We start from the raw sequence: 20,981 nt of genomic DNA on the forward strand, positions 1-20,981 counted from the left end.
ATAAATGAATTATCGAAGCAATTATGAGAATACTTGAAGTAATAGATAAAAACCATGTTAAGCTTTTTAATAATCTTGTTGAAAAGATTTATAAAGATGACGAGAACTATGTTCGTCCTTTAGATATTGTAGTTAATGAAGTTTTTACGCCCGAAAAAAATCCATTTTACAAACACGGCTCAGCTACTCGTTTTATAGCGTTAGATAATAATGGGCAAGTAGTGGGTAGGGTAGCTGCTTTTATTAATGAAAAGAAGGCTTTTGGTTATGAACAGCCAACCGGAGGAATGGGATTTTTTGAGTGTATAAAAAATCAAGAGGTAGCATTTTTATTATTTGATGCAGCTAAAGAATGGCTTATTCAGCATAATATGAAAGCGATGGACGGCCCCATAAACTTCGGCGAGAACGATAATTTTTGGGGCTTGTTAATCGAGGGCTTTTCTCAAGCTTCTTTTGGGATGCAATATAATCCGCCATATTATCAAGCATTTTTTGAAGCCTACGGTTTTAAAACTTACTTTGAACAAATTACCAATAAGCTTGACTTAACAAAGCCTTTTCCGGAGCGTTTCTGGAAGATTGCAGGGTGGGTTGTTAAGAAAGAGGGCTATAGTTTTAAACACTTCAGGCTTAAAAATCGCGATAAATTTTTGTCTGATTTTGAAACTATTTATAATGATGCATGGCAGTTTCATGAAAATTTTGTGCCCATCAGCAAACAGGTTCTAAATGACACTATTGATAAAGCAAAATCCTTTTTAGAAGAAGATATAATTTGGTTTGCCTATCATGGCAATAAGCCTATCGGTTTATTGGTTCTTTTTCCTGATATCAATCAAATTACCAAACACTTTAATGGTAAGATGAACCTCCTCAATAAGCTTCGTTTTTTATGGATGAAGAAGCGTAATGTGATGAGCAGGGCTCGAGTGGTAATACTTGGGATTATTCCAAAATTTCAGAAATCAGGCATTGAGTCGGGTTTGTTTTGGCATTTAAAAGGCGCTGTTGAGAAGAAACCAAACCTAACGGAGCTCGAAATATCGTGGGTTGGAGATTTTAATCCTAAAATGCGTGTGTTACAAGATTCAATGGGCGCCGACTTTTCAAAAAAGCACATTACTTACAGATATATTTTTGGTGAGGATAAGGAAAGTAATAATAGGGCAAGCACTATCCCTCGAGATACAAAAAGCTGATGTTTACATAATAGGCATAACTACCAAAACAATTGATGAGAAGTGAGTTGGGGGTTGAAAAATGAATTTATTAACATCTATTTGTTTGTTGTTCTAATATTAAAATGTACTTTTGCAGTCCGAATTAGGAAATTTGAATTTAAATGAGATGTTTACTAGCTTAATAATAAGCACGGAAGTCATCTCGCAAACGTAAAATTATAAAGATATGAAAAAGGGAATCCATCCTGATAACTATCGTTTAGTTGCATTTAAAGATATGTCTAATGAAGAAGTATTCATTACACGTTCAACTGCAAACACTAAAGATACTATCGAAATTGACGGTATTGAGTATCCATTAATGAAGCTTGAAATTTCAAACACATCTCACCCATTCTTTACTGGTAAGATGAAGCTTGTTGATACAGCAGGACGTATTGATAAGTTTAAAAACAAATATCAAAAGCACATTGATGCAAAGAAAAAATAAGCATTTTTGCTTAGACATAAGAAAAGCTCTGAATATTCAGAGCTTTTTTTGTATCCACTATTCTCGTTTTCTTTAGTGGGCTTGTAACTTTGTATAAGCAATTATTAATGCGCCACTATTTGATTTCCCTAATAGTTTTAGAACAAAGTTATCTTCTGTAATTCCATTATTTAGGCCGTCGAACTCTACCTTCAGATTCTTTCCTTTATTACTAAATTTAGTCACCTTACAGCCCCTACCGTAATCAACTTCTTCTGCAGATCCAATTCTAAGAGAATTAATGTCAATATCAGTTTGTGCATTAAAGTCATTTTCACTGTGAATAATTACTTCTATTTTTTTAGTATCTCTAGTTATTCGTTTTTTATTCAGAACACTAACTCGTTTGTGCACAGTTAATGGTATTATAATGTTTTTAGAGTTGTGCTTATCTCCTGCTAAATCATCCGCTTTCGGTACATCAATAACTGCTAAAGATAGGTGTGTAGCTCTACCGTATTCATCTGTTAAAACATGCGGACGTTCTAATTTATACCAATGTGTTTGAGTTCCATTTTCATAGCATGTATTATTTGGTGTATAAGCTGTTCCCGGATTAAATTTCCAATTAATTCCATCGGGAGAGCGCAGATAAATACATCTGTAATCCCAAAAGGCATTAATCATCATATGATATTGTACATCATCTTTCCATAATACCGGATCTTCGTAGTTTGAGTTTCTATATTTCTCAGGAATAATTTTATTTCCTTGAATAGGGCTCGTAAGTATTTTATATGGGCCAAGAGGGTTGGTATTCTCACTCATCATCATGGCACCACCTTTTGTTACAAATAGAAATTTTCCATCGTGCATTTGCACGCCCGAAAGATTTCTCTCGAATCGATAAAAACGTTCGGGTTTTTCAAGTTCGGTATTTTTATCAATTTTCATTATTCCAAGCTCTTCCCATGGACCACTCATTTTATCCGATTTAAATAAGCGCGGCTCCCAGTTAATTAATGAGTAAAGCATATAAGTACCATCGTTTAATATAATAATATCAGGGTTATGACCTAATCCATTATAGCAAGGGTAGGCTAGGTCTCGTTCAACTTTATAAGGGCCTGTTGGCTTGTCAGCTACTGCATACGCTATAGTAGAACGTGGCCACTCCCAATGACCTTTAGTTGCATTTGCTGGCCAACGCGTAACACACATATGGTATTTTTCATCGCTATCTTTTACAGGTCGTCCACCCCAATAGCTCCAATCAGGATCTTCAATTCCATTATCAACATCACGAGGTAATACTCCATCCGCTCCCCAAGTATCTGATTGCAATTGTTTATGAATTGGCATTGGAAGAATTAGATCGCTAAAAGATGCGCCCTTAACCATTTTAACTTTGGCTTTTAATATTTCAGATGGTTTACTTTTATTACCACTATAATCATGCGCATAAACTATGTAAGTATTCTCAATATCTTTTTGAGGCGTAAAATCGAGGTAGTGTGTTTTAGAAATCTTATGCGCAATTTCATGTAAATTCTTTCCATCACTATCACCTCTGTATAACGAGTAATATTTTACATCATTACTACTACTTTTATCCCAACTAATTTTAATCTCAGAGTCGTAAATATCTGCCTGAAGATGAGTGGGCGGTAGGGGAGGAATATCATCGATCTTGGTAATGTTGACAATATCCGAGGCAATTGATCTTTGTCCGTCTTCTCTTGTAACCAGATATTTATAATTAATACCTGTAATGAAGGTTGTATCTAAGTATGAAGTTTCTGATGATTCCCCAATCTTTTTGTATTCACCTTTTAAGTTTGATTGTCGATAAATATAGAATATAGATTGTTTAGTAGCTAAATTATCGTTCCACTGTAGTTGGTTGCCTTCAGTAATATTATTAATAGTGAGTGAGGGGCCTTTAAATTTATGATTTAGCACACTTAGATTTACATAGTGCAAAAATATTTTAATCTCATCTTCAGAGTAGAATGTAGCTTTTACCTTCGGAAAACCAGCTTTAACGTCTTCTTCAGTTAAAATATAGAATCCTTTAAAATGCTCTACAATTTTATCAGATCCTTTTAACTTTGCTTTATCTGCAACTATGTGTTCAATATCTCCGAATACTATGCTTAGGCTAATGCTTCCGTTACTAATATATTCTAAGTCGGCTCCAAAACTCCATTTTAAGGTGTCGCCAATTTGTGGATTCTGGTAGTCGGGGTTTGAATCAAGTACAATTGATTCGGCTATGCCAACATCGTTAATGCTATACATTGTGCCCATATGTAATCCCATTTTATACTCGCCAAGGCCTTCTACATTATATGTTTTCCAGAAAGGAGATTGTTTAGATTGTCGCCAATTACCGCGTATTAGTTCAAAATTGCCATCGTTAATATTTTCATGAGGTGAGTTTTCTCCTAAAAGTACAATTTGTCCTTTTATGGGATTTAAACTAATAAGTAAAAATATTACAAGTAATGGTGTTGAAGATTTTAAAAAGGTGTTTAGCATGATTCAATTTTAATTGGATGATGCACTAAATTACCAATTGTATATGTTATTTGTGGAGGAAAATTGTGTGTATTAGAGGGGCTTAAGATGCAATATGAATCATCAGGATTAAATTAACCCATATTTTAATCATATTATTAAACTTTAGCTAATCGCGATTGTAAATCTTGAAGCCCTTATTCAATATAAAAACAAGAGCAGTAGAATTTACACGAATAAAAAAAGCACTGCTAAATAAATAACAGTGCTTAATATAATAAGTAAAGAAATAATATTTCTTAGATGGCTTTCGCTAACCAGTCACCAACTTCTGATGTTTTGTAAGCTTTTTCGCCTTCGTTAACAATATCTTCAGTTGCAACACCTTCTTCTAATGACTTATTAACAGCGGCACGAACAGCTGCTGCTTCTTCTAATAAATCTAAAGACTCTAACAACATTGCAGCAGAAAGTACTGTAGCGATAGGATTTGCAATATCTTTACCTGCAGCTTGTGGATAAGAACCATGAATAGGTTCAAATACAGAAGTATGAACACCAACTGATGCTGAAGGTAATAAACCTAATGATCCTGTAATAACAGAAGCCTCATCAGAAATAATGTCACCAAACATGTTTTCAGTTACCATTACATCGAATTTTTTAGGCCATTGAACCAATTGCATTGCTGCGTTATCAACAAACATGTAGTCTACTTCGATGTTCTTATAATCGGCTTCCATAGCTTGCGCTACTTGTCTCCAAAGACGAGATGTAGCCAATACATTAGCTTTATCAATTACCGTTAAGCGCTTGTCTCTTTTCTCAGCATAAGAAAATGCTAATTTAAGGATGCGCTCAATTTCTTCTGTAGTATAAGTACAAGTATCAAAGGCTTTCTTTCCATCTTCTGAACGACCTTTCTCGCCAAAATAAATACCTCCAGTTAACTCACGTACAACAACCATATCAGCACCTTCAACGATATCTAAACGTAATGGTGATTTATCTAATAAAGATGGGAAAGTAGTTACTGGACGAATGTTTGCGTATAAACCTAATTTTTTACGCATTGCTAATAAACCTTGTTCAGGACGTACTTTTGCTGATGGATCATTATCGAATTTTGGGTCGCCAATAGCACCAAAAAGAACAGCATCAGAGTTCATACAAACTTCGTGAGTAGCCGCAGGATAAGGATCGCCTTCTTCATCAATTGCACATGCACCAACAATAGCAGGTGTGTAAACAATCTCGTGGTTATACTTTGTTGCAACAGCATCAAGCACTTTTTGCGCTTGTTCTACGATTTCCGGACCAATTCCGTCTCCGGCTAAAACACCAATATTCAATTTCATAATACGCTTATTAGTATCAAGATTTAAGTATCAAGTATCAAGATTTAAGCATCATACCTAATACATCATCATGACCATGTTATTTTCGTTAGTTTTATTTTCTTTAAAAGTATCTATCAAAAGTCTTATGTCTTGATACTTGATACTTGTGTCTTATTTTTCTAATTCCTCTTTCCAATTGCCTTTGCGGGTTAAAGTACCTTCTTCAATTACGTTGAGTACTTTAATGGTTGCCTCAATGGCTGATTGGGTTTGATCGGCAGCTAAGCCGCGTGATTTTATTTCAAGTCCATCGTAATCCCAAGTAATAACCGTCTCCACAAGAGCATCGGTTTTACCACCTGGAGGGATGGTTACAATATAATCTTTTAGGGTTGGATGCTTCTTACCAAGCTTAGTATATATACGCCACAATGCTTTCATAAAGGCATCGTATTGTCCATCTCCAACAGCTGTTTCATCATGTCGCTCGCCTTTAATATTCATACTAATGGAAGCCAATGGACGTAAATCGTGAGCTAAAGATAAATTGTAATTTCTGATGCAAATGTCTTCGTTCGATTTAGAACTTTTAAGCACATCTGCTATAATAAATGGAAGATCCTCAATGGTAACCGTTTCTTTTTTATCACCTAATTGAATCACACGTTGGGTTACCTTTTTCATATCCTCAACGTCGAGTTCAATTCCAAGTTCTTCTAAATTCTTTTTAATGTTGGCTTTACCTGATGTTTTACCGAGCGCATATTTTCTATTACGTCCGAAACGTTCAGGCATTAAGTTGTTAAAATACAAATTGTCTTTACTGTCACCATCGGCATGTACGCCGCTACATTGTGTAAATACATTGTATCCTGTTATAGGTTGGTTTTCTGGTATACGTAATCCTGAGAATCCCTCTACTACCTTACTTACAGTAATAATATTAGATTCATCTAGGTTGTTGGGTAACTTAAGATGATCGTTCAATAGACCAATAACACTGGCTAGTGGTGCATTTCCGGCTCGTTCTCCAAGTCCATTAACGGTTGTATGAATTCCCTTAATCCCGGTTTTTAATGCAGAGAATGCATTTGCAACAGCCATATCATAATCATTATGTGAATGAAAATCGAAATGAGTATTAGGGAATCGTGTGACCATTTGTGTACAGAACTCAAATGTTTGATCGGGATTTAAAACACCAAGAGTATCAGGCAACATAATTCGTTGCACATTCATTTTACTGATGGCCTCAGTTATTTGATACACATATTCAGGAGAAGTTAACATTCCGTTACTCCAATCCTCAAGGTATACATTAACTTTTATACCCATTGTATCGGCTGTATCAACCACCTTGGCAATATCAGCAATATGTTGTTCAGGTGTTTTTTTAAGTTGGCTTTGAACGTGTTTTAATGATCCCTTGGTTAGGAGGTTGATCACCTTCGCACCTGCATCTTTTATCCATTGTAATGAGATACCACCATCAACAAAACCAAGTACTTCAATTTTATCGATGAAACCATGTTTATTAGCCCAATTGGTAATTTTTTGTACTGCTGAAAATTCGCCATCAGAAACACGAGCCGAAGCTACTTCTAAGCGGTCTACTTTTACCTCATCGAGCAACATAGTTGCCATTGCTAGCTTTTCGCCAACATTAAAAGACACTCCTGTGGTTTGTTCTCCATCACGAAGTGTTGTATCCATTACTTCAATCTTCATATTCTAAATTTTAGATAAGAGATTATGGGAAAAAAGACTGATTAGTTACATATGAATATGTGAACAATCAGTCTTTTTCTTTATTTCAATTTGTCTAATTAAGCTCTATTTTGCTCATAAGATTCAATTTCATCTTTTACGCTCATCAGGTAATCGATGTCATCAAAACCATTTAATAAACAACCTTTTTTGTAACTATTAATATCAAAAGATTCTGACTTACCAGTTGCTTTATTAGTAATAGTTTGTGTTTCAAGGTTTACCTCAATTGTATTATCAGCACCAGCTGCAAATAACTCAGCTAAGAATGCTTCTGATACAATAACAGGTAAAACACCATTGTTTAATGAATTGTTTCGGAAAATATCAGCAAAAAAACTAGATACTACTACTTTGAATCCGTAACCATCAACAGCCCAAGCAGCGTGCTCGCGGCTAGAACCTGATCCAAAGTTTTTTCCTGCAACTAAAATAGATCCTGTATACTCAGGTTTATTTAATACGAAATCGGCTTTTGGAGAACCATCTTTATTGTATCTCCAATCGGCAAATAAATTATCGCCAAAACCATCTTTAGTAGTTGCTTTTAAGAAACGAGCCGGGATAATCTGATCCGTATCTACGTTCTCAATTGGAAGAGGTACGTAAGTTGACTCTAATGTTATAAATTTATTTATAGGCATTTTCTTGAATTTTTAAGGTTATAAAGTACGAGGATCAGTAATTACACCTGTTACAGCACATGCAGCAGCAGTCAAAGGACCAGCTAATAACGTTCGTGAACCAGGACCTTGACGACCTTCGAAGTTACGGTTACTAGTTGCTACAGAATATTTACCTGCAGGTACTTTATCATCATTCATTGCTAAACAAGCTGAACATCCAGGCTGACGTAATTCGAAGCCTGCTTCTTCAAGAATATCTTTTAAACCTTCAGCAATCGCCTGATCTTCTACTTGGTGAGATCCAGGAACAATCCAAGCTGTTACACCTTCTGCTTTTTTCTTGCCTTTTACAGCATTAGCAAAAACGCGTAAATCTTCGATACGACCATTGGTACAAGAGCCAACAAAAATCCAATCGACAGGCTTGCCTAACATTTTCTCGCCAGGAGCATAGCCCATATAGTCAAGAGACTTTAAATATGTTTTTTGTGATGCTTCTTCAACCGTATCAAGCGTAGGAATGCTTTGAGTGATACCAACTCCCATACCTGGGTTAGTACCGTAAGTAATCATTGGTTCAATATCAGCAGCATCAAAATTGTAAACTTTATCAAACTCAGCATCAGCATCAGTTACCAAAGCTTTCCATTTTTCAACAGCAGCATCCCAATCAGCACCTTTAGGTGCATACTCACGACCTTTTACGTACTCAATAGTTTTCTCATCAGGAGCGATAAGGCCACCACGTGCACCCATTTCGATACTCATGTTACAAACAGTCATACGGCCTTCCATTGATAAGTTACGGATTGCAGAACCCGAGAACTCAACAAAATAACCTGTACCACCACCTGTAGTAAGTTTAGAAATAACATATAATACTAGGTCTTTTGCAGAAACACCCTCTTCCAATTTACCATCAATGTTAATCTTCATCGTTTTTGGACGCGGTTGCATGATACATTGCGTAGAAAGTACCATTTCTACCTCTGAAGTACCAATACCAAAAGCAATACTACCAAAGGCACCGTGAGTAGACGTATGGCTATCACCACAAACAATTGTCATACCTGGTTGTGTGATACCATTCTCTGGTCCAACAACGTGTACTACACCATTTTTAGGATGACCTAAACCGAATAGTGTTACATTGTTATCTTCACAGTTTTTAGTTAATGTGTCCACCTGAAATCTAGAAACCTCATCAGCAATAGGAAGATGTTGGTTAATAGTTGGAATGTTGTGATCAGGAGTAGCAAATGTATTTTGCGGTCTGAATACTTTAATTCCACGAGCTTTTAAGCCGGCGAATGCCTGTGGACTAGTCACCTCATGTACTAAGTGACGGTCGATATACAATACTGAAGGTCCATCCTCGATGGTCTTCACTTCGTGCATATCCCAAATCTTGTCGAAAAGCGTTTTCCCTGCCAATTTACTAAGTATTTATAAGTTATTAATTATTCGTTAGGAGATACAAGTATCAAGTATCAAGACATAAGACTGATTTACAATCTTATATCTTGATGCTTTTATCTTGATACTTGATACTCATTTATTATGCAAACTTCGAAAGCGCATCTAAATATGCCCAAACAGAAGCGGTTAAAGTATCCACGTTAGCACCAAACCCATGGTATGTTCTACCATCGTGAGATAACTGAACATGCACTTTACCAATATCATCAGATCCGCGTGTTACAGCTTGTACCAAGTATTCTTCAAGCACTACATCGAATGGTATCATTTTCTTGATAGCAGTAAATGATGCATCAACTGGGCCATCTCCTGTAGCAGTTTCTGTAATTGTTTTACCATTATATATTAAGGTAACCGTAGCAGAAGGAATACAAGATTTACCACATATAACCTGGAAATTCTCCAATTTGATAACACGCTCTTCTTTCTTCTCGTGGCCAACTAAAACTTCTAAGTCATCATCACCAATATCTTTTTTAGAATCAGCTAATACTAAGAAGTTTTTATATACTTGGTCTAATTTTTCTTGATCTAAATCGTAACCTAATACATGTAATCTGTGTTTTAATGCTGCACGACCACTACGAGCTGTTAAAACAATACTTGATTCTTCGATACCAACATCAGCTGGATCAATAATTTCGTAAGTCTCACGATTTTTCAAAACACCATCTTGGTGAATACCTGATGAGTGAGCAAAAGCATTTCGTCCTACAATTGCTTTATTCGCCTGAACAGGCATACGCATTAAAGTAGAAACTAATTTACTTGTTTTTATAATTTCTTTAGGATTGATACCTACTTCAAAATCTAAATCTTGATGACATTTAATGGCCATTACCACTTCCTCTAAAGCTGTATTACCGGCTCTCTCGCCCAATCCGTTTAAGGTAACCTCAACTTGACGCGCACCATTAACTACACCAGCCAATGTATTTGCTGTAGCCATTCCTAAATCGTTATGACAGTGTGTGGCGATAATTGCTTTATCAATGTTAGGTACGTTATTTACCAAATAGGCGATTTTAGACCCATACTCATGGGGTAAACAATATCCGGTTGTATCAGGTATGTTTACTACATCAGCACCAGCTGCAACCACTGCCTCAATCACTCTAGCTAAGAATTCGTTCTCACTTCTTCCAGCATCTTCAGCATAAAACTCTACCTCATCCGCACGTTCTTTTGCATACTTAACAGCAGCAACAGCACGTTCTATAATCTCATCAGGATTGGAGTTTAATTTTTGATAAATATGGTATGGAGAAGTTCCGATACCCGTATGGATACGACCTCTTTTTGCATATTTTAATGCATCGCCAGCTACCTCAATATCTTTTTTAACTGCACGAGTTAAAGCACATATTGTTGGGTATGTTACTGCTTTAGAAACAGCAACAACAGAATTAAAATCTCCTGGACTTGAAATAGGGAATCCTGCTTCAATGATATCCACACCCAATTTCTCGAGTTGCTTGGCTACTTCTATCTTCTCAATAGTATTTAACTGACAACCTGGGACTTGCTCCCCATCTCTTAATGTGGTATCAAAAATATGTACTTTATTACTACTCATAACCTTAAAATAAATATTTGTTGAAGTATATACCAATGTTACATTGAACCTAGTGCTATTATTTAATTCTTTTAAGCGTATGCTTCGTTAAAAAAATATCGCCATAGCGAATGCTATGTTTCAACTTTTTGCCTTACCTAAACTTAAAATATCTAAAATAATATAACACTACTTTCAAAATAAAATAGGTATCATAAACCTCTAATTCCCTTTACTTAAAATGTTTCTATTCCTCTAATTTTGTTCTCTGCTCTAAGTTTAAGCAGATACTCTTCAAGGAGTTCTGTTCGTAACTTAGTGATGGCAATTCTGCCTGAGCGTACAAATTGGAGTACTTTATATTTATCGAGCCTAACAAAGAGTTCTTGTGTTTCTGCTTTGTGGCCAGTTTTTTCAATTACCGTATATTCAGGAGTAATCTCCATAATACGAGCTCCGTATTTTCTTACAATATCCTCAATTTCGTTACCTGAGAGAAGTGCTTCTGTTGGTACTTTATATAGCGCCATCTCTTGATGAATAATTTCATCAGTGGTAAATACAAATACCTTGAGTACATCAATTTTCTTCTCTATTTGAGTTTTAAGTTTATCAATTTGCTCACGTGTAGTGAAAACAACAATGGTAAACTTATGGATTCCCTCAAGAGATGATTCCGAAGTATTCAGACTTTCAATATTGATACTTCTGCGTGTAAAAGCAGTGGTGACCTGATTGAGGAGCCCAACATGGTTTTCAGAAAATATGGTTATAGTGAATTCTTGCTGCATTTTTTTTCTTTTTTAAAAGACTGAACTAAAATACTACTCTAATCTAATATCTGAAACTGAACTTCCTGATGGAACCATCGGAAATACGTTACCTTCTTTTTCTACTCTAACTTCAAGTAAGAACGATTCTTTACTTTTAGCCATTCTTTCAACCGCGGCATCTAAATCTTTACGTTCAGTTACCAATTCGCTTTCGATACCAAAACCTTTGGTAATCATTTGGAAATCTGGATTGCAAAGTTCAGTTGAAGCATATCTTCTATCAAAGAACAATTCTTGCCACTGACGAACCATACCTAAAAAGTTATTATTTAAAATAACAATCTTTACAGCTGCTTTGGTTTGAAAAATAGTTCCTAATTCTTGTATTGTCATTTGGAAACCACCGTCACCGATAAAAACACAAACTTCGCGTTCTGGTACACCTAATTTAGCACCTAATGCTGCTGGCAAACCAAATCCCATTGTACCTAATCCACCTGATGTTACAATACTTTTTGATTGCTTAAATTTAAAGTATCGAGAGGCCATCATTTGGTGCTGACCAACATCGGTTACAACAACTGCATCATGATCAAAAGCTTCAGAAATTTTATTAACAACCTCGCCCATGTTCATTCCTCCTTGTTTTGGGAATACCTCGGCATCAATTACTTTTTCGATTTCTAAATCATCACACTTTTTAAACTCTGCAAGCCAATTGGTGTGTGTGGTTGGCTTAACAACTTTTGTAAGCTGTGGTAAAGTATCTTTTACACTTCCCATTACAGCCACATCAGCTTTTATAATTTTATTTACCTCAGCAGGATCTATTTCAAGATGAATAACTTTGGCATTATTGGCATATTTGGTAGCATCTCCGGTTACCCTATCGTCGAAACGCATTCCGATAGCAATGATAACATCACATTCGTTGGTTTTAACATTAGGGCCATAGTTACCATGCATGCCTAGCATGCCAACGTTTAATTCGTAATCGGATGGCATTGCAGATAGACCTAATAATGTCCACGCTGCAGGGATACCCGTTTTATCAAGAAACGTTTTTAACTCACTTTCTGCCTCACCAAGAATAACACCTTGACCAACTAAAGCCATGGGTTTTTTAGCGTTATTAATTATCTCGGCAGCTTCTACTATTGTTTCTGGCTTCGTCATTGGAACCGGAGTATAGCTACGAACTAGAGTTTCTTTCTTATAATTAAAAGAAGTCAATTCAAATTGAGCATCTTTTGTAATATCAATTACCACAGGGCCTGGTCGGCCAGATGAAGCTATATAAAATGCTTTAGCAATGGCTGCCGGTATATCAGCGGCTTTTTTAACTAATAAATTCCATTTAGTTATGGGCTGAGTAATACCGATTACATCAATCTCCTGAAAGGCATCTGTACCTAAAAGGGGTGAGGCAACTTGTCCGGTAATAACCACGAGGGGTGTTGAATCTATCATTGCATCAGCAATACCGGTTACCGTATTTGTGGCTCCTGGCCCCGAAGTTGCAAAGCAGACACCGACTTTCCCAGTTACTCTAGCATATCCTTGTGCCGCATGAACAGCTCCTTGTTCATGGCGTGTGAGTACATGATGTAATTTATCTTGGTAATCGTAAAGTGCATCATAAACTGGCATGATGGCACCTCCAGGATAACCAAATATTAAATCCACATCCTCACAAAGTAATGAGCGAAGCAATGCTTCTGAACCGGAAATTTTTTCCTCCCCTTTTGTGTTGTAATCCATGAGTATTGGCTTTGTGGCTTTCTCCTACTCAGATTGTATTTGCCATCTGATATACTTAAAAACCTATTTTGCTTTTTTATTAATCAATTAATCTTACAGCTCCTTTATCGGCTGAACTTACTAAACTAGCATATGCTTTTAATGCTTTTGATACATTTCTTTCGCGCGGTTGAGAAGGCATAAATGCATCTTTACCTTTTGCGAGTTCTGCTTGCTTACGTTTTTCTAATTCCTCATCAGAAACCATTACGTTTATTGATCTTTCAGGAATGTTAATTTCAATTACATCACCAGTTTGTACCAGACCAATATTCCCACCAGCTGCCGCTTCGGGAGAAACATGACCGATTGATAAACCTGATGTACCACCTGAAAAACGACCATCGGTAATTAATGCACATTTTTCGCCAAGGTGACGTGATTTAATATATGATGTTGGGTAAAGCATTTCTTGCATTCCTGGTCCACCTTTAGGGCCTTCGTAGGTAATAATTACCACTTCGCCAGCAACAACCTCTCCTGATAAGATGCCATCACATGCTGCATCTTGAGACTCATAAACACGGGCGTTCCCTGTGAATTTAAATATTGATTCATCAACACCTGCAGTTTTTACTACACAGCCATCTTGGGCAATATTTCCCTTAAGAACAGCCAAACCACCATCTTTGTTGTAAGCACCTTCAATACTTCTGATACAACCTCTTTTTCTATCTAAATCTAGGCGGGCATACATTGTTTTTTGTGAGCCCATAACTAGGTTTCTGATACCTGCTGGTGCACTAGAATATATTTCTTTAGCCTCTTCAGATGCACTTTCTAAAGTTACGTCGTATTTGGCAATGGCTTGTTTTAAAGTTAATCCATCAGCTCTACTAACGGTATTATCTAATAAACCGCCGCGATCTAATTCGGCAAGAATGGCTAAAATACCACCGGCACGATTTACATCTTCAATATGATAATGAGAATTTGGTGCTACCTTAGATAATACAGGCGTGTTGCGTGATATTTGATCAATATCATCCATCGTAAATTCAACCCCTGCTTCGTGAGCTATGGCTAAGATATGTAATACTGTGTTTGTTGAACCTCCCATGGCTACATCTAAAGTCATTGCATTTTTAAATGCATTAAATGTACCTATTGAGCGAGGTAATACAGAGTCGTCACCATCTCTATAATATTTATATGTATTTTCAACAATTTGAGCAGCTGCTTTTTCGAACAATGCTTTTCTGTTGGCATGTGTTGCTACAATCGTTCCATTACCTGGCAATGCTAATCCAATTGCTTCGTTTAAGCAGTTCATTGAGTTTGCTGTAAACATACCAGAACAAGAACCACAAGTAGGACAAGCGTTTTCTTCAACCGCCTGTACTTCTGCATCAGAAACTGAATCGTCAGCAGCCATAACCATAGCATCTACTAAATCTAATGCTTTATCGCCAACTTTACCGGCTTCCATTGGACCACCTGATACAAATACAGCAGGGATATTTAATCGCATTGCTGCCATTAACATTCCGGGTGTAATTTTATCGCAGTTACTGATGCAAACCATAGCATCTACTTTATGTGCATTACACATATATTCAACGCTATCAGCAATAACATCACGAGATGGTAAAGAATATAACATACCATCATGTCCCATAGCAATACCATCATCTACAGCAATGGTGTTAAACTCTGCAGCAAAACATCCTTGGGCTTCGATCATTCGTTTTACGTCCTGACCAATTTCGTGTAAGTGAACATGACCTGGTACAAATTGTGTAAACGAATTAACAATGGCAATCATTGGTTTGCCGAATTGTTCTTCCTTAACTCCGTTTGCTCTCCAAAGGCTTCTGGCTCCAGCCATTCTTCTACCTTCGGTTGTTGTTGCACTTCTTAATCTATTCTTCATTGCTATAAATATCTAATGTCAAGACTACTAAATTGGGTACTTATGTCACGTTTAGGCATAAAAAAAGCCTCTCTCAACTATGTGAGAAAGGCTTATATAAAATCCTATAATGTTAAATTTTACACACCACTCTCACTTCTACTTGGTAATGACCAAGAGATTAATAATGCTGAGAATGAGTGAAAAATTATTATTCATAATCGTTTTGCTTTTTTATTGTTGACTAAAAATCAACGATTACAAATGTAGAACTTTTTTCGTACCATCAAAAAAAATGATTCAAAAAAATACATATAAAGTGTCACTTTTGTATAAATATACAATGTATAACTACATATTGTAATTGCTCCTTGTTAAAGCAAAGGTGTAATTGAATATTCAAATGAATAATTGTTCGCTAATCCATAGGGGTTGAGGGCTTATGAATAAACAATAGTGATAAATATCACATGATATTTATTAGTAGTAAGGACTCAATAACTAATGGAAAAATATTCACAAAATCTTAATCAGCAAAAATATCCTATTGGATATATAGGTTGCACTCTCATATTTAAAATTTGAAGGTCTTCTTTAAGACTAAATTTGATGAGAATATAGGTTTGTTATGAATAAAAACCCTGTTTCAGAATAACTAAAACAGGGTTGATATTTTTAATTGTATCTTAAGTTACTATACAATGGCTTTCATTGCACCCATTGCACCTCTTAACTCAGCACCAATAATTTCTACATCGTGGAAACGGATGGCTTCGTTAATTTCAACTAATTCCATATTGCTTACAGAAGCATCTTTTCCTTCGTTGAAGTTTTTACCGATAATATCAGTTTCAACTTTCTTCATGAAATCAACCAATAAAGGCTTACAAGCGTGATCGAATAGGTAACATCCGTACTCAGCAGTATCAGAAATTACATTGTTCATCTCGTATAATTTTTTACGAGCGATAGTGTTTGCAATTAGTGGAGTTTCGTGTAATGACTCGTAGTAAGCGCTCTCTTCTTTAATACCAGCATCAGTCATTGCTTCAAATGCTAATTCAACACCTGATTTTACAAAAGCAACTAATAAAGTAGCATTATCGAAATATTCTTGCTCAGAGATTTCAACATCGCCAGCAGGAGTTTTCTCAAATTCTGTTTCGCCAGTTTCAGCTCTCCAAGTTAATAGGTTTTTATCATTGTTAGCCCAATCAGCCATCATCGTAGAAGAAAATTCTCCGCTCATGATATCATCCATATGCTTTTGGAATAATGGGCGCATGATATCTTTTAATTCTTCTGATAATTTGAAAGCTTCAACTTTAGCAGGGTTTGAAAGGCGATCCATCATGTTAGTGATACCACCAATTTTTAATGCTTCAGTAATTACTTCCCATCCGTATTGGATTAATTTAGAAGCGTACCCTTTATCGATTCCTTTTTCAACCATCTTGTTAAAGGAAAGAATAGAACCAGTTTGTAATAAACCACAAAGGATAGTTTGCTCACCCATAAGGTCAGACTTAACTTCAGCTACAAAAGATGAATGTAATACACCAGCTCTGTGACCACCCGTACCTACAGCATAAGCTTTTGCGATTTCTAATCCGTCGCCATTAGGATCGTTTTCTGGGTGAACAGCAATTAATGTTGGAACACCAAATCCACGTTTGTACTCTTCGCGAACCTCAGAACCTGGAGACTTAGGAGCAACCATTACAACAGTTAAATCCTCGCGCACTTGCATGCCTTCTTCAACAATGTTGAAACCGTGTGAATAAGAAAGTGTAGCACCTTTTTTCATTAATGGCATAACCTCAGTAACAACATTGGTGTGTTGTTTGTCTGGAGTTAAGTTAATAACCATATCAGCGGTAGGAATCATTTCTTCATAAGTTCCTACTTTGAAGTTATTTTCAGTGGCATTTTTATACGATTGACGTTGCTCTTTAATTGCAGCAGGGCGAAGTGTATAAGAAACATCAAGACCAGAATCTCTCATGTTTAATCCTTGGTTTAGTCCTTGTGCACCACAACCAACAACAACAATCTTTTTTCCTTTTAATTTATCAACACCATCAGCAAATTCTGAGATATCCATAAATTCACAAACCCCTAATTGGTTTAACTGCTCGCGCAACGGTAAAGTATTAAAATAATTAGCCATCTTTTATATTTTATAATGTGATTAACTTAAAAATAAACAATTGATTTATAATTAAATGAGGAGAGTATTAAACTCTGCCATGCAATGTACAAATCATGATGTTACAAATCAACATATAAAAAATGAAGCTGAATACAGACAAAAGAGGATAATTTAGGTACTTTTCGTGGATTGTATATTCTTTGTATGAATATGCATTCAGGAATCAGAGTACGAAGTCCTAAATTTATGAGGCGTGATACCTGTGTTCTTTTTAAAAAACTTTGTAAAATAAGACTGATCTGTAAAATTTAATTGGTCAGCTATTTGTGTGACTGTTAGGTTTGTATGTATTAGGAGTCGTTTTATTTCTAGGATTTGTTTTGATTGTAGTATGTCGTTAGAAGTTCTACCTGTGAGTTGTCTAATGGTTTGCGTAAGATGATTAGAAGTAATGTTTAGCTTCTCAGCATATTGATTTACGCTTAAATTATTTTGGTAATTTTCCTCAACTAACTGAAAAAAACGTTTTACCAATAAATGACCTTTACCTGTACTTAGTTCGTACTCATCACTTTTGTAAAGTGACGCACAGTAATTTAATATGGTATCAAGTAAAGATCTTAATAACTCCATATTAGGGGAGTCGGATTTTGTTGTAACTACAATGGCTTGTGTAAATAATTGAATTAGAAATCTAGCATCATTCTCATCTGAGAAAATCAAAGGTGGATTATCTTGATTGATGGTGAAAAAGAATGGAAATTCTAATAAGCGATTATTGTTATTCTTATTTATAAGATAGAATTCGGAGGTAAAAATAAATATGTAACCTTCAATATCCGATGAAAACTCAATTTTATGTGCCTGCCCAGGCGACATAAAAAATACTGTGTTGGGCTCAATTTTATATTTGCTACTATCGATAACATGAAAGCCTGATCCTTTGGTAAGAAATAATACTTCAAAAAAGTCGTGGCGATGTGGGTAGCTAACTTTAAAGTGGCGGTTTGCATCAAATACCTCAACCTGAAATTGACGGCTTAAGTGTTTAGCGTTGCTAAATGAATTTAAACTATATGTTGGGATATTTTGAGCCACAAAGCAGTTTTTAATTTGTTAATTGCTATCGCAAAAATAAGACTTCAGAATGATAACAACAATGATATTAAAACACTTTACTTTTTAGGTAGTTCAATTATAAACTCAGTTCCTTCTCCAATTTTGGTATTAACTTTTATTTGGCCATGTAGTTTATCTGTGAGCTTTTTAATTATAGAGAGTCCTAAGCCATTTGAACTTTCACCATTGGTTGGTCTTGCTGAAAGTTTTTGGAAAAGTTTAAACATCAGTTTTTGGTCTTCTTCAGTAATCCCAGGCCCTTCATCTTTTATTTAGATAAAACTACTATATCTGTTAATTATGTTCTGGGCTATAAATGTATCCAATATTTATTAGTAATGATTCAAATAATAATTTTTAGTTATTTAATTTACTAGTATTGTGATTATGGTTATGTTTGTACTGTTAACTAAATCTATATGATATGAAAAGTGTACCTAAACATGTTGGCATCATCATGGACGGAAATGGCAGGTGGGCCGAGCAGAGAGGAAAACAAAGATGGCAGGGACATATTGCAGGAGCAGAGAATATTGATAATATATTATATCATGCAATAAGTTTGGGGGTTGAAACATTAACTGTCTATGCATTATCATTAGATAATATAGAAAAACGATTTGATGAGGAGAAACAACATTTGTTTAGACTATTTTATTCCAAATTAGGTTATGCCAAAAAGAAGTTAAATAAGGAACATATTCGTTTGAGATTTTTAGGTGATTTAACTAAATTACCTATTCATATTCAGGAAAGGGCTGATGACGTAACTCTCGCAACTTCAGAAAATAATAAAGGTACTTTAGCAATTGCTATGGCTTATGGGGGACAAAATGAGATAAAACGTGCCGTAGAAAAAGCCTATGCAAATTCCTCAGATGATTTTACTAAATATCTTGATTCAATAGATTTTCCACCTCTGGATCTTATAATTAGAACAGGTGTTCAAGATCCTACTATAACACGACTTTCTGATTTTATGCTTTGGCAGTCTGCGTACGCAGAGATTTATTCGACACCTGTATATTGGCCAGATTTTGATTGTGAAGAATTTAATATTGCAATTCATAAGTTCAAAGAAAGTGAACGTAAATTTGGAGCTGTTTTAGCTCAGAGAAAAGATTGGGGTGGATTTTAGTAAATAATAACAAACTAATTTAATATGTCAGAATTAAAAAAAGTAGTATATCTTTTACTTACGTTATTTAGCTTTGCTTTATTGCCATGGTTAGGTTCTTTAATTTATTATAATGGTGAGTTTCCTGAAACTTTTTTTAGATATCCTCCAATAGAAGCTTCGACACCTGACCCGTTGAATTGGACAATTTTTTGTTTAATTACCGTGGTCTTTATTATCCCGTCGTTACTACTTTATATGTATCCAAAAATGTTTGGGTTTAAGAAGTTAGTTATACCACGTAATAAATTTAAAAAGAGAAAACTGCCTGTCTGGTTTTGGATTGGATTAGTACTTTGGGGAATTACAGTAGGCTTGCAATGGACTCATTCTTCAGTTCTTTTATGGTGGCTCCATTGGTCTGATATTCCATTATTTTGGGGAGCAATTTTGATGATTGATGGATGGGTTTTTATAAGGAATAATGGAAAATCTTTGGTTAGTAGGCATATTCATGAGTTGATAGGTATAGGTTTGGCTTCAATTCCAGGTTGGATGATTTATGAATTCATCAATTTTTTTGTTGAAAACTACTGGTATTATCCCTATGCACGAATTATGAGCTCTCAAGAGATTCTTATGTACGCTATAATCACCTCATCAGGATTAATGCCTTTAGCATTTGAATGGTACTGTTTATTTAAAACAATACCTAGTTTGTCTACTCGGTTCTCAAATGGCCCTAAGGTGGTTATTTCTTCAAAGATTATAACTATACTAATTATTCTTAGTTTTGCATCGATGCTTATTACTGGCTTGCTACCTAAATATATGTTTGTAACTATCTGGGTTTCTTTACCAATTACTTTAGCTGCAATATTAGATAAATTAGGAATTTGGAGTCCAGTAAAAGAGATCTCAAAGGGTAATTGGAGTCCTGTACTTTTATTCGCGCTAACTTATTTATTAGAAGGATTTATTCTAGAATTGCAGAACTATTTAAGTATTTCAAGAGATGGAGTTTCATTCATCGAATCACCTTTATATTGGAAATATGCTATCCCATTTGTAGATGTCTTTCATATTTCTGAGATGCCATTGTTAGGGTATGCTGGTTATCTACCTTTTGGAGTATTTTGTTGGTTGTGGTGGATAGTTTTTGCTCGTATAATGAACATTAAAACTGTTTTTAATTCAGAGGATCCATTGGCTATTTATGAATAGTAAT

Annotated in this window: 16 protein-coding genes; 4 read left to right on the forward strand and 12 right to left on the reverse strand. The window is 35.4% G+C overall.

Annotated elements, in window-relative coordinates:
- Positions 1–23 precede the first annotated feature (23 nt).
- Both A8B35_RS14955 and A8B35_RS14960 read left to right on the forward strand, forming a co-directional pair.
- The gene (locus tag A8B35_RS14955; protein WP_075603354.1) at positions 24–1,202 is read left to right on the forward strand and encodes an N-acetyltransferase; all 1,179 of its coding nucleotides are present in this window, start codon (positions 24–26) and stop codon (positions 1,200–1,202) included.
- Positions 1,203–1,410: 208 nt separating this feature from the next.
- Positions 1,411–1,674: a type B 50S ribosomal protein L31 gene (locus A8B35_RS14960; protein WP_075603355.1), complete on the forward strand. Its 264-nt coding sequence runs from the start codon at positions 1,411–1,413 to the stop codon at positions 1,672–1,674.
- 72 nt (positions 1,675–1,746) lie between these two features.
- On the opposite strand, the gene A8B35_RS14965 is transcribed toward A8B35_RS14960, so the two are convergent.
- The 12 genes from A8B35_RS14965 to A8B35_RS15020 form a co-directional block, all read right to left on the reverse strand.
- Complete coding sequence (locus A8B35_RS14965) at positions 1,747–4,194, reverse strand: hypothetical protein (RefSeq protein ID WP_075603356.1); 2,448 nt, start codon at positions 4,192–4,194, stop codon at positions 1,747–1,749.
- A 278-nt stretch (positions 4,195–4,472) separates the two neighbouring features.
- Positions 4,473–5,531, reverse strand: coding sequence for a 3-isopropylmalate dehydrogenase (leuB, locus tag A8B35_RS14970; RefSeq protein WP_075603357.1), 1,059 nt, complete (start codon positions 5,529–5,531; stop codon positions 4,473–4,475).
- Positions 5,532–5,684: 153 nt separating this feature from the next.
- On the reverse strand, positions 5,685–7,241 hold the full coding sequence (locus tag A8B35_RS14975; protein ID WP_075603358.1) for an alpha-isopropylmalate synthase regulatory domain-containing protein: 1,557 nt from the start codon (positions 7,239–7,241) through the stop codon (positions 5,685–5,687).
- Positions 7,242–7,339: 98 nt separating this feature from the next.
- Positions 7,340–7,924 carry a 3-isopropylmalate dehydratase small subunit gene (gene leuD, locus A8B35_RS14980; protein WP_075603359.1) on the reverse strand — a complete coding sequence of 195 codons (585 nt, stop codon included), beginning with the start codon at positions 7,922–7,924 and terminating at the stop codon, positions 7,340–7,342.
- 18 nt (positions 7,925–7,942) lie between these two features.
- Positions 7,943–9,340: a 3-isopropylmalate dehydratase large subunit gene (gene leuC, locus A8B35_RS14985; protein ID WP_075603360.1), complete on the reverse strand. Its 1,398-nt coding sequence runs from the start codon at positions 9,338–9,340 to the stop codon at positions 7,943–7,945.
- 124 nt (positions 9,341–9,464) lie between these two features.
- Positions 9,465–10,961, reverse strand: coding sequence for a 2-isopropylmalate synthase (locus tag A8B35_RS14990; RefSeq protein ID WP_075603361.1), 1,497 nt, complete (start codon positions 10,959–10,961; stop codon positions 9,465–9,467).
- A gap of 215 nt (positions 10,962–11,176) precedes the next feature.
- Positions 11,177–11,731, reverse strand: coding sequence for an acetolactate synthase small subunit (gene ilvN / locus A8B35_RS14995; RefSeq protein WP_075603362.1), 555 nt, complete (start codon positions 11,729–11,731; stop codon positions 11,177–11,179).
- Positions 11,732–11,764: 33 nt separating this feature from the next.
- Positions 11,765–13,474 carry a biosynthetic-type acetolactate synthase large subunit gene (ilvB, locus tag A8B35_RS15000; protein ID WP_075603363.1) on the reverse strand — a complete coding sequence of 570 codons (1,710 nt, stop codon included), beginning with the start codon at positions 13,472–13,474 and terminating at the stop codon, positions 11,765–11,767.
- Between the two features lie 79 nt (positions 13,475–13,553).
- On the reverse strand, positions 13,554–15,386 hold the full coding sequence (gene ilvD, locus A8B35_RS15005) for a dihydroxy-acid dehydratase (RefSeq protein WP_075603364.1): 1,833 nt from the start codon (positions 15,384–15,386) through the stop codon (positions 13,554–13,556).
- Positions 15,387–16,059: 673 nt separating this feature from the next.
- Positions 16,060–17,535, reverse strand: coding sequence for a ketol-acid reductoisomerase (ilvC, locus tag A8B35_RS15010; protein ID WP_075603365.1), 1,476 nt, complete (start codon positions 17,533–17,535; stop codon positions 16,060–16,062).
- 198 nt (positions 17,536–17,733) lie between these two features.
- A complete protein-coding gene (locus tag A8B35_RS15015; protein ID WP_083634474.1) occupies positions 17,734–18,615 on the reverse strand; it encodes an AraC family transcriptional regulator in 882 nt (293 codons plus the stop codon).
- Between the two features lie 77 nt (positions 18,616–18,692).
- Positions 18,693–18,908, reverse strand: a complete 216-nt coding sequence (locus tag A8B35_RS15020; RefSeq protein ID WP_262506938.1) for a sensor histidine kinase — start codon at positions 18,906–18,908, stop codon at positions 18,693–18,695.
- 152 nt (positions 18,909–19,060) lie between these two features.
- Here A8B35_RS15020 and uppS point away from each other — a divergent pair, with 152 nt between their 5' ends.
- Together uppS and A8B35_RS15030 are read left to right on the forward strand one after the other, a co-directional pair.
- Entirely contained in the window at positions 19,061–19,774 is a 714-nt protein-coding gene (uppS, locus tag A8B35_RS15025; RefSeq protein ID WP_075603367.1) for a polyprenyl diphosphate synthase, read from the forward strand.
- Positions 19,775–19,798: 24 nt separating this feature from the next.
- A complete protein-coding gene (locus A8B35_RS15030) occupies positions 19,799–20,977 on the forward strand; it encodes a hypothetical protein (RefSeq protein ID WP_075603368.1) in 1,179 nt (392 codons plus the stop codon).
- Positions 20,978–20,981 lie beyond the last annotated feature (4 nt).

Source organism: Saccharicrinis aurantiacus (genome assembly GCF_001660705.2).
Taxonomy (GTDB): domain Bacteria; phylum Bacteroidota; class Bacteroidia; order Bacteroidales; family Marinilabiliaceae; genus Saccharicrinis; species Saccharicrinis aurantiacus.

Bases quoted from the DNA above. Each gene is read 5' to 3' on its own strand.
- A8B35_RS14955 (WP_075603354.1), top strand. From the start codon at position 24: ATGAGAATACTTGAAGTAATAGATAAAAACCATGTTAAGCTTTTTAAT.
- A8B35_RS14960 (WP_075603355.1), top strand. From the start codon at position 1,411: ATGAAAAAGGGAATCCATCCTGATAACTATCGTTTAGTTGCATTTAAA.
- A8B35_RS14965 (WP_075603356.1), bottom strand. From the start codon at position 4,194: ATGCTAAACACCTTTTTAAAATCTTCAACACCATTACTTGTAATATTT.
- leuB (WP_075603357.1), bottom strand. From the start codon at position 5,531: ATGAAATTGAATATTGGTGTTTTAGCCGGAGACGGAATTGGTCCGGAA.
- A8B35_RS14975 (WP_075603358.1), bottom strand. From the start codon at position 7,241: ATGAAGATTGAAGTAATGGATACAACACTTCGTGATGGAGAACAAACC.
- leuD (WP_075603359.1), bottom strand. From the start codon at position 7,924: ATGCCTATAAATAAATTTATAACATTAGAGTCAACTTACGTACCTCTT.
- A8B35_RS14990 (WP_075603361.1), bottom strand. From the start codon at position 10,961: ATGAGTAGTAATAAAGTACATATTTTTGATACCACATTAAGAGATGGG.
- ilvN (WP_075603362.1), bottom strand. From the start codon at position 11,731: ATGCAGCAAGAATTCACTATAACCATATTTTCTGAAAACCATGTTGGG.
- ilvB (WP_075603363.1), bottom strand. From the start codon at position 13,474: ATGGATTACAACACAAAAGGGGAGGAAAAAATTTCCGGTTCAGAAGCA.
- ilvD (WP_075603364.1), bottom strand. From the start codon at position 15,386: ATGAAGAATAGATTAAGAAGTGCAACAACAACCGAAGGTAGAAGAATG.
- ilvC (WP_075603365.1), bottom strand. From the start codon at position 17,535: ATGGCTAATTATTTTAATACTTTACCGTTGCGCGAGCAGTTAAACCAA.
- uppS (WP_075603367.1), top strand. From the start codon at position 19,061: ATGAAAAGTGTACCTAAACATGTTGGCATCATCATGGACGGAAATGGC.
- A8B35_RS15030 (WP_075603368.1), top strand. From the start codon at position 19,799: ATGTCAGAATTAAAAAAAGTAGTATATCTTTTACTTACGTTATTTAGC.